This window comes from Acinetobacter sp. UBA3132 (assembly GCF_002364825.1).
Lineage (GTDB): Bacteria > Pseudomonadota > Gammaproteobacteria > Pseudomonadales > Moraxellaceae > Acinetobacter > Acinetobacter schindleri.
Window position 1 is genome coordinate 1 of the sequence record NZ_DEZM01000045.1, and the last position, 8,214, is coordinate 8,214.

Below are 8,214 nucleotides of genomic sequence, written 5' to 3' on the forward strand. Positions count from 1 at the left end.
CGCTCTTCCGATCTATTATTTTCTGGGCATCGCTGCTACTAAACGTTTGCAATCTTTATATCAAGGAACCCTAGTTGCTCAAGGTGCTTTTTCTATTTATGACCGTGATGCATTAATTGAGGTGGGAGGGTGGCCTGAATGTGTAGGTGAGGATATTGTGCTGACCTGGGCTTTATTAAAAGCAGGCTATCGTGTTGGGCATTGTGAGGATGCCTGTTTATTTACCAATGCACCCATGACTCTTAAAGTCTTTGTCAAACAACGTCAGCGTTGGGCACGTGGTATGATCGAAGCCTTTATTAAACATCCCACTATTTTAATTAAACCAAGATTGTCTACATTTTTTATTCATTGGAATTTATTTTTTCCCTAGTTAGATATTGCTTTTACTTTTGGCTTTATCCCGGGGCTCATCTTGGCATGCTTTGGACACTATTGGATCGTTGGGATTATGACTCTTGCACTATTGCCACTGGCATTCCTACTTGGTCTACTTAATTACAAGATTGAGCGGAGCATGTTTAAAGATTTAGATCTCAAAGTAAGAAAAAATTTTGTTGGTTTCTTACTGTATGTGCTGACCTATAGTTTTTTTGCTACAACCCGCCAGTATTTTAGGATATCTGGATGAAGTTTTCAGAACAAGAAAAACCTGGGGGACAAAATAAAATGAGAAGTTATAAAATCTGTCTGTATGGTGTTGCTTTAATCATTAGTATGACGAGTACCAGTAATTATGCAGATGTATTACAAGAAGAGAAAATTGGAAAAGAGCATGCGGCTGGAACTGAATTCTTTTTCAGTGACGATAGCGAAGGTTTCCAGACTCGTAAATTATCAGCAGAATTTTTGCCTCAATATGAAGATGCTGATCATTATTTAGGGGTACGTGGCAGTGCTTATCAATATAGAGCTGATGACTGGAAACAAGATGGTCAGAAGATCTCATTTATTGGACGTGATATTGAATCTGCTACCGCTAATGGCTGGGTCTTAGAAGCGGGGCTATTCGAGCAAGGTGATCATACTTTATTAACCTTCGATGGTAGTTATCGTACGCTTCTTGCAGAAAAGACAGCTATTGAAGTTTTTGCTAACCGAGATTGGGTTGAAACCCAAGCTGCTTTAGAACATGGAACACATTTTACTTTTGTGGGTGCTGCACTGGATCAAGGTCTGGGAGATCATGTCACCGTAGTAGGAGTAGCGGGTTCACAGCTCTTTTCAGATGATAACCGCCGTGATCATGGACGAGTTAGGCTTATCTATCAGCCTTCACTTGACCTAGGCCTGACATTGCAAGCCCGATATCGCACTTATCGCAGTAGTGAGACGGATGTAGGGGGCGAGTACTTCAATCCGAAAGATTATCAAGAAAGCATGTTTGCTATTGGCTGGCGTAAACGTATTTCCGGATGGACCACCGGTATTACTGCCGGGCTAGGCCGTGAAAAAATTAATGATGATGCTAGTCAGAACACACGATTATTTGAATTGAACTTACAAAGTCCTGTACGTAGTGAGCAGTTTTTACGCCTGAATGCCGGATATAACCGCAGTGCTTCTTTCTATGGGCCAGATTATAACTATCGTTATGTTCGAGGTGAGTGGATTTTACGCTTTTAGGCAAAGTGAACTGGTTTGCTGAATAGCGGTCTATTAGGCCGCTTTTTCTTTAGATCTATGTTTGAGGGAATAGAACTTTTTCAGCTTTTTAACTATGTGTTTCCTCTTCTGCATCTTCCTCAAAGGTCTTCGCAATCTTTTCAATATTGAGGCTCTTTGCCATCGCGTCAAAGATTTGCTTATACACGCCGTCCTGATGATAAAGCTGATCATGCTCGCCATGTTCAGCAATCGCGCCTTCTTTCATCACGTAGGTATAATCCGCATCAATAATCTGCGACAGGCTATGCGAGATAATAATCACGGTACGACCTTGCTTGATCTGATCCAGACTCTGCTTGATCTGTTCAGCAGCAATGGCATCCAGGCTGGCAGTCGGTTCATCCAGAAAAATAATCGGCGGATTTTTCAGGAACATGCGTGCCAAGGCAATGCGCTGCTGCTGTCCACCAGAAAGCTGCAAGGCATCGGAATCATAACCATTGGGCAACTGTAAGATCTGTTCATGAATCGAAGCTTTCTGTGCGGCCTCAATGACATCTTGCATACTGGCACTGGTGCCATAACGGATATTGTCAAAAATCGTGCCCTGAAAAATATGATTTTTCTGTAGAACCAAGCCAATATGATCACGTAAATACTGGGTGTCATAATCCTGAAGATCAATACCATCCAAGGTGATCTTGCCTTGCTGCGGTTCATAAAATTTATCCAGTAAACTAATCAAAGTCGATTTACCCGCACCCGATAAACCGACCAGCGCAGTGATCTTGTTAGGGCGGATTTCCATGTTGATATCTTTTAGGGCATGGTGTCCATTCGGATAATAGAATTCGACATGGCTCAGCTGAAATTTGCCCTGAACAGGTGGTTTCTGCTGTCCACTGGATTCAATTTCATGATCTGCTTCCAGAATATTAAAGAAGCTCTCGGAATAGATCATGGCATCATTAACTTCATCATAAATCCGGTGCAATGAACGGATCGGTGCCGAGACATTATTAAACAGCAGCACGTGATACATGATCATGCCAATACTCATCTGACCAGCAAGCACAAAATAAGCGGTCAGAATAATGATAAGGACGATGCCAATCTGCTCAATAAAGGTTTTCAGACCATCAAACAGAAAACTGGTTTGACGGGTTTTCATCTGATTATCGGTCAGTTCACGCTGTAGGCCGAGCTGCTTTTCGGACTCAATCGACTCACGGTTAAAGGATTTAATTACGGTTATCGAGTTAATAATACTGAGAATGCCCTGACTCTTTTTCTCGCGACCGTCTCTTAAACTACGGCGCCAGCCGCCCAGTTTTTGTGCCTGTTTGTAGGTCAGCCAGAAGTAAATTGGTACAATCGCCGTGGCTACCATCCCCACATAAATATTGGCATAGTACATCAGGCCCAAAGCTACAATCGCGCTGGTAAATAGCGGCAGGATATCAATAAAGAAGATCTGCACCAGACGCGTCAGTGAGCTAATACCACGGTCAATACGGGTTTGCAATTTGCCGGCCTGGTTATTGTCCTGATTAAAAAAAGCCAATCGATAGGTCAGAAACTTTTCAATAATGCCTTGTGCCAGATCCTGAGATACAAAAATTCGCAACTTTTCCCCATAGAATTTTTGTCCAAACTGCACGAAAGCATTAATCACTTCTTTCACCAGCAAGATCGCTGAAATGGTAATCAGGATATGCCAGCCCTCATTCAGTCCTTCACCTGCTTCAAGCAGCTTATTGATACTGTCGACTGCATATTGCAAAGTGATCGCGTTGACCTGAGCGGTAAATGAACCGATCAGGGTCAATATCAGGGTCGCAATCACCAGCAGCCGGTAAGGACGGACAAAGGGACGCAGCTTGTGAAAGAGTTGCCAAAGATCCATGCAGTATTATTTTTATTGTGAAAGTTAAAACAAGTTTATGCCCCTGAATGATCATTCACAAGAAGCTGATTTGTATTGATTTGTGCAATTTTAGTTGTGTGCAGAAAGCGAAAATGACAGGATAAAAGCTCTAAAAAGAATGAAACTGACATGACACTGGATTTGTTTTCACCCCAGCCTCAAACCAATCTTTTGCCCTGTGACGGGGTAGTAGAAGACCATGGTCTGATTTTAAATGGAGAGCAAAGTCAGAAATATCTCGACTATTTTTTGCAGCATCTGGCTTGGGAGCAGGATGAGGTTTTCCTTTTTGGCAAGCACCATGTTACTGCCCGTAAAATTGCCTGGTATGGTGATGCAAATTACCAATACCATTATTCGGGCAGCTTGAAGAAAGCCCATATCTGGCAGCCAGCACTATTGAGATTGAAACAGCATATTGAACAGCAGGTAGGTCATCCCTTTAATTCCTGTCTGGCCAACCTGTATGAACATGGTCAACAGGGTATGGGCTGGCATAGTGATAATGAAGCCAGCTTGATGTCAAAACGGCATGAAACTGTCATTGCTTCTTTAAGTTTTGGTGCTACCCGCAAAATGCGTTTTAAGCATAACTATACTGGGGATCTGGTAGAGTTGCTGCTTCAAAGTGGGCAGCTGATTGTGATGCGTGGGCAAACGCAGCAGTTCTGGAAACATCAGATTAGCAAGACCACGAAAGTTATCACGCCACGGATCAATCTGACCTTTCGCTATTTTTATCCCGAAAATTAGAGATATAGAAGGAGCAAGATTACATGCGTATTTATTTAAGATTTCTTGTTTCGCCTACCTATTAAAAAAGCATCCATCTGGATGCTTTTTATTTTAAGGATTCACTCCGAACGGATGCCGATACCAGCTTTCAATAAATAGCGCTGCTGCAATACTGTCAGCCGCTAACTTTTTAGCTCGACCTTGAGTCTGATAACTCTCTAATTCATCCCGCGCTTCACGTGTAGTGAGACGTTCATCGACCATCAAGGTTTCAATATTGGTTTGATGACGTAAACGGCGGGCAAATTTGCGTGCACGCGCAGAAAGTTCAGATTCTGTATCATCCATATTCAGCGGTAGACCGACTAAAAATAAAGTCGGTTGATATTGCTTGACGATTTTCAGTAATGTATCCCAATTGGGAATTCCATCTTTCATCGGGAACAAGGCAAGAGGATTAGCACTTTCAATCAGGGATTGTCCAACCGCCATGCCCATTTTTTGTGTACCAAAGTCAAACGCCATAATCATCTGTGGCGCGTTTACATCAGGCATGTCCAATCTCAGAAGACAACCAGTTTCGATCTACGCCCATCTTTTTATAGGCAGCATCCCAACGGTCGTCATAAGGTAAATTAAAAATTAAATCCATATCAGATTCACAGATCAGCCACTCACCTTTGGCAATTTCTTTTTCCAACTGGCCTTTACCCCAGCTGGCATAGCCAAGTGCAATCTGGTAACGTCCGACACCTTGGTTATGGGCGATGGCATCTAGAATGTCCTTGGAGGTGGTGATACAGACATTTTCACCGACGGCAATTGAAGAATGCCAGGTAGGCTGACCGGTGTGCAGCACAAAACCAGCTTCAGGTCGCAATGGGCCACCTTGCAACACTTCATGAGGATTGACATTATCTGCTTCGATTTCAAGATCATTCAATAATTCTTTGATCTGAATGCCTGCAGGTCGATTGATAATGATGCCTTGCGCTCCATCTTCGTCATGTCGTGCGAGATAAATGACCGTGTTGGCAAAAAAATCGTCACGCATTTCTGGTGGAGCAATCAGACAACGGTGTGTCAAATATTGTTTGTTCACCGAAAAGCTTCTCCTTAAAATCAATTTCTTGGCAAAGAAATCGTGTGATCTTCACCTTTAACTTACTAGAGCTTTGTTAATTCACCAACAGTTTTTTGTGAGCATTGTAATATTTTTAAACATGCTGAAACTTTAACTGACGTAATTGACGCGCGTGTTGCAGTGTTGTTTCATTAATTTCCACGCCGCCTGTCATTCGTGCAAGCTCTTGAATACGTTCATCTTCTTCTAGATCAAGAATTGTGCTGCTAGCCGGATCGGTTTGCTGCTTTTTCACCAGCAGATGTTGATCAGACTGTGCTGCAACCTGTGCCTGATGGGTGATACACAGAATTTGTACATGCTGCGCCAGATCGGCCAACAGACGTCCCACAATTTCCGCCGTACCCCCACTAATGCCGACATCAATCTCATCAAAGACCAGAACTTCAGCTTCAGTTTTTTCAGCATTCATCACTTGCATTACCAGTGCAATACGGGACAGTTCACCACCGGATGCCACACGTGCCAGCGGCTGTGCCGGAATACCTTTATTGGCAGTAAATAACAACTGAATAAAGCTCAAGCCTTCACTGTTTGGTTCATCGAGTGGTTCAAATTTAAATTCAAAATAAGCTTCTGGCAGGGCAAGCTGTTTGACCTGTTCCGTCAGTTGTTTCGCCAATGGACCAGCTGCTTCACGACGAATCTCATCCAGATGCCGTGCTTTGGCCAGAAACTCCTGATAAGAAAGTTCAACTTGTTCCGCTAATGTTTCTGGATCTTCGAGCTGATGCAATTGCGCTAGTTCAGCCTGCCAGGTTTCATACTCTTCCTTCAATAATTCGGGTTGGGTACGGTATTTACGTGCCAGACGGTGAAACACTTCAAGTTGTGAATTCAGCTCTTCCATACGTTCAGGATCAAAACTTTGACGATCCATAAAATGACGCAGGTTGGCTGTAGCATCTTCAATTTCACTCTGCGCATTGAGCAAAGAAGTGTGGATTTCAGAAAGCTGCTCACTGCGACCAGCATGGGATTCTACACGACGCAGGATAGAGGAAAGCTCCTGATTAATATTCTGTTCCGCTTCATCCAGGCCATTCAGACTATAGACACAGTCCTGCATGATCGCTTCATGATGAGAGAGACGATCAAATTCCTGTTCAATTTCCTGATAATCAATCTGTACTACATCTTCAAGTTCTTCGAGCTGCAGTTCCAGTGTTTCCATACGCTGTTTACGGGTGGCTTGAGCATCAAGTGCTGCCTGATGCTGGCGGATATTTTTATGCCAGGTATTGTATGCATCACGAACTGCCTGGGCGGGCTCATAAAAATTATGATAACGGTCCAACCAGTGTTTCGGGTAAGGCGGCTCCAGTAGCTGTTGCTGGCTGTGCTGGCTATACAGTTGTACCAGCAAACGGCCAATTTCTTTCAGTTCAGACAGACTGCTTGGACGGCCATTAATCCATGCCTTGCTACGTCCCGTAGCAAAAATCACCCGACGTAGATGGATTTCACCCGACTCATCATCCAGTTCATGTTCTTTTAGCCAAAGCGCTTCGGGACTATTATCCTGATAACTGAAGGTTGCTGTCACATCGGCTTTTTCTGAACCATAGCGCACATAGTTGGTGTCGGTGCGTTCACCCAGACAGGCCGAGAGGGCGTCCAGCAACAAAGACTTACCAGCGCCGGTCTCGCCGGTGAGCACGTTAAAACCTTGATGAATATCAATGGCCAGGTGGTCAGCTAAGGCAAAGTTGATCAGAGTTAAATGTGTCAGCATACACGCATCCAAGCTGCGAAAAGTTTGATTGAAATCAAGTAGGATCTGATATGCATCAGATCATGTATGTCATTATAAATCAGGATGAAACCCTTTGATTCTATCTTATATTATGGTCAATGATACAAGCAGATTTTGTAGTATTGTCAGTATGCACGACTAAAGCAGGTCAATCTTCCCATAAAAGTGATTACTCCCTACAGTTCAGCGAATCCTGCTAAATTTGATTTTGCATTGCAGAATTTCTCATTTTCCTTTAAATCACTTTATTTTATATATTTGCTTATTGAATATATGTACAAAATATATACAGAAAATTTTAAGCTGAGCCAGGCAAACTTCGATTGATTAGTTAGGAATGCGCATTTAAACTACAGCCATTCCAATATTATAAAACCCGTGCTCTGGAGATAAACGGATGTCAGCTCAGTTTGACCATGTTTCAGTACTTAAGAAATCAAATGTATATTTTGGCGGTCTGTGCATTAGCCATGTGGTTCAGTTTGAAGATGGTACGAAAAAAACCTTGGGAGTCATTCTACCGACTGAAACCCCACTTACATTTGAAACACATGTGCCTGAGCGTATGGAAATCATTTCCGGTGAGTGCCGTGTGCAGATTGCAGATAGCGAAGAAAGCGAACTGTTCCGTGCTGGTCAGTCTTTCTACGTGCCAGGCAATAGCCGTTTTAAAATCGAAACTGATGATGTATTAGATTACGTTTGTCATTTTGAAGGCTGATTTTATTATTTCATCTCCCTAACCGGACTGAAGCTGATCAGGAAATTTTCTGCCGAATCGGTTAAACTTCATTTATACAGAAATCCTGTGAAGCTGGCTTTGCAGGATTTTTCTTTTGCAGCATATTTCCCAAATTAATTTAGAGGTCGTTCATGGCTAAACCTGAGTATTTTTATGGCGTACATTCAGTTGAGTCATTACTGGAGCTTGAGCCTGAACGCGTCCTGACGCTGTTTACTCTGAAAGGTCGTGATGATCAGCGCTTAAAGCGTGTATTAGAGCTTGCTGAACCGTTTGGGATTAGTGTGCAACAGGCTAGTCGC

General features: G+C 43.0%; 9 protein-coding genes. 5 read left to right on the top strand and 4 right to left on the bottom strand.

The genetic code is table 11. From position 1 onward, the window contains the following. On the top strand, positions 1–373 hold a 373-nt coding region (locus B4033_RS01810; protein ID WP_286831562.1), incomplete at its 5' end, for a glycosyltransferase. A gap of 254 nt (positions 374–627) precedes the next feature. Continuing rightward, complete coding sequence (locus B4033_RS01815; protein WP_163170773.1) at positions 628–1,626, top strand: hypothetical protein; 999 nt, start codon at positions 628–630, stop codon at positions 1,624–1,626. 88 nt (positions 1,627–1,714) lie between these two features. Here B4033_RS01815 and B4033_RS01820 read toward each other — a convergent pair whose 3' ends face one another. Further along, positions 1,715–3,514 (bottom strand): ABC transporter ATP-binding protein, encoded by a 1,800-nt coding sequence (locus B4033_RS01820; protein ID WP_286831565.1) that lies wholly within the window; start codon positions 3,512–3,514, stop codon positions 1,715–1,717. Positions 3,515–3,664: 150 nt separating this feature from the next. Between B4033_RS01820 and B4033_RS01825 the strand changes: the two genes are divergently transcribed. Then, positions 3,665–4,288, top strand: a complete 624-nt coding sequence (locus B4033_RS01825) for an alpha-ketoglutarate-dependent dioxygenase AlkB family protein (protein ID WP_286831568.1) — start codon at positions 3,665–3,667, stop codon at positions 4,286–4,288. A 93-nt stretch (positions 4,289–4,381) separates the two neighbouring features. On the opposite strand, the gene ruvX is transcribed toward B4033_RS01825, so the two are convergent. From ruvX to recN, 3 genes are all read right to left on the bottom strand, one after another. Continuing rightward, positions 4,382–4,825 (bottom strand): Holliday junction resolvase RuvX, encoded by a 444-nt coding sequence (ruvX, locus tag B4033_RS01830; RefSeq protein WP_108675606.1) that lies wholly within the window; start codon positions 4,823–4,825, stop codon positions 4,382–4,384. Next, positions 4,818–5,372, bottom strand: coding sequence for a YqgE/AlgH family protein (locus B4033_RS01835; RefSeq protein ID WP_004810091.1), 555 nt, complete (start codon positions 5,370–5,372; stop codon positions 4,818–4,820). Before B4033_RS01835 ends, ruvX begins: the two co-directional genes overlap by 8 nt. 115 nt (positions 5,373–5,487) lie before the next feature. Then, positions 5,488–7,149, bottom strand: a complete 1,662-nt coding sequence (gene recN / locus B4033_RS01840; RefSeq protein ID WP_286831573.1) for a DNA repair protein RecN — start codon at positions 7,147–7,149, stop codon at positions 5,488–5,490. 418 nt (positions 7,150–7,567) lie between these two features. Between recN and B4033_RS01845 the strand changes: the two genes are divergently transcribed. Next, positions 7,568–7,891, top strand: coding sequence for a pyrimidine/purine nucleoside phosphorylase (locus B4033_RS01845; protein WP_004810087.1), 324 nt, complete (start codon positions 7,568–7,570; stop codon positions 7,889–7,891). Positions 7,892–8,043: 152 nt separating this feature from the next. Continuing rightward, on the top strand, positions 8,044–8,214 hold a 171-nt coding region (locus B4033_RS01850; RefSeq protein ID WP_286831578.1), incomplete at its 3' end, for an RNA methyltransferase substrate-binding domain-containing protein.

What these genes read in the sequence shown, in the direction of transcription:
- B4033_RS01815 (WP_163170773.1), top strand. Translation starts at nt 628, where the DNA reads ATGAAGTTTTCAGAACAAGAAAAACCTGGGGGACAAAATAAAATGAGA.
- B4033_RS01820 (WP_286831565.1), bottom strand. Translation starts at nt 3,514, where the DNA reads ATGGATCTTTGGCAACTCTTTCACAAGCTGCGTCCCTTTGTCCGTCCT.
- B4033_RS01825 (WP_286831568.1), top strand. Translation starts at nt 3,665, where the DNA reads ATGACACTGGATTTGTTTTCACCCCAGCCTCAAACCAATCTTTTGCCC.
- ruvX (WP_108675606.1), bottom strand. Translation starts at nt 4,825, where the DNA reads ATGCCTGATGTAAACGCGCCACAGATGATTATGGCGTTTGACTTTGGT.
- recN (WP_286831573.1), bottom strand. Translation starts at nt 7,149, where the DNA reads ATGCTGACACATTTAACTCTGATCAACTTTGCCTTAGCTGACCACCTG.
- B4033_RS01845 (WP_004810087.1), top strand. Translation starts at nt 7,568, where the DNA reads ATGTCAGCTCAGTTTGACCATGTTTCAGTACTTAAGAAATCAAATGTA.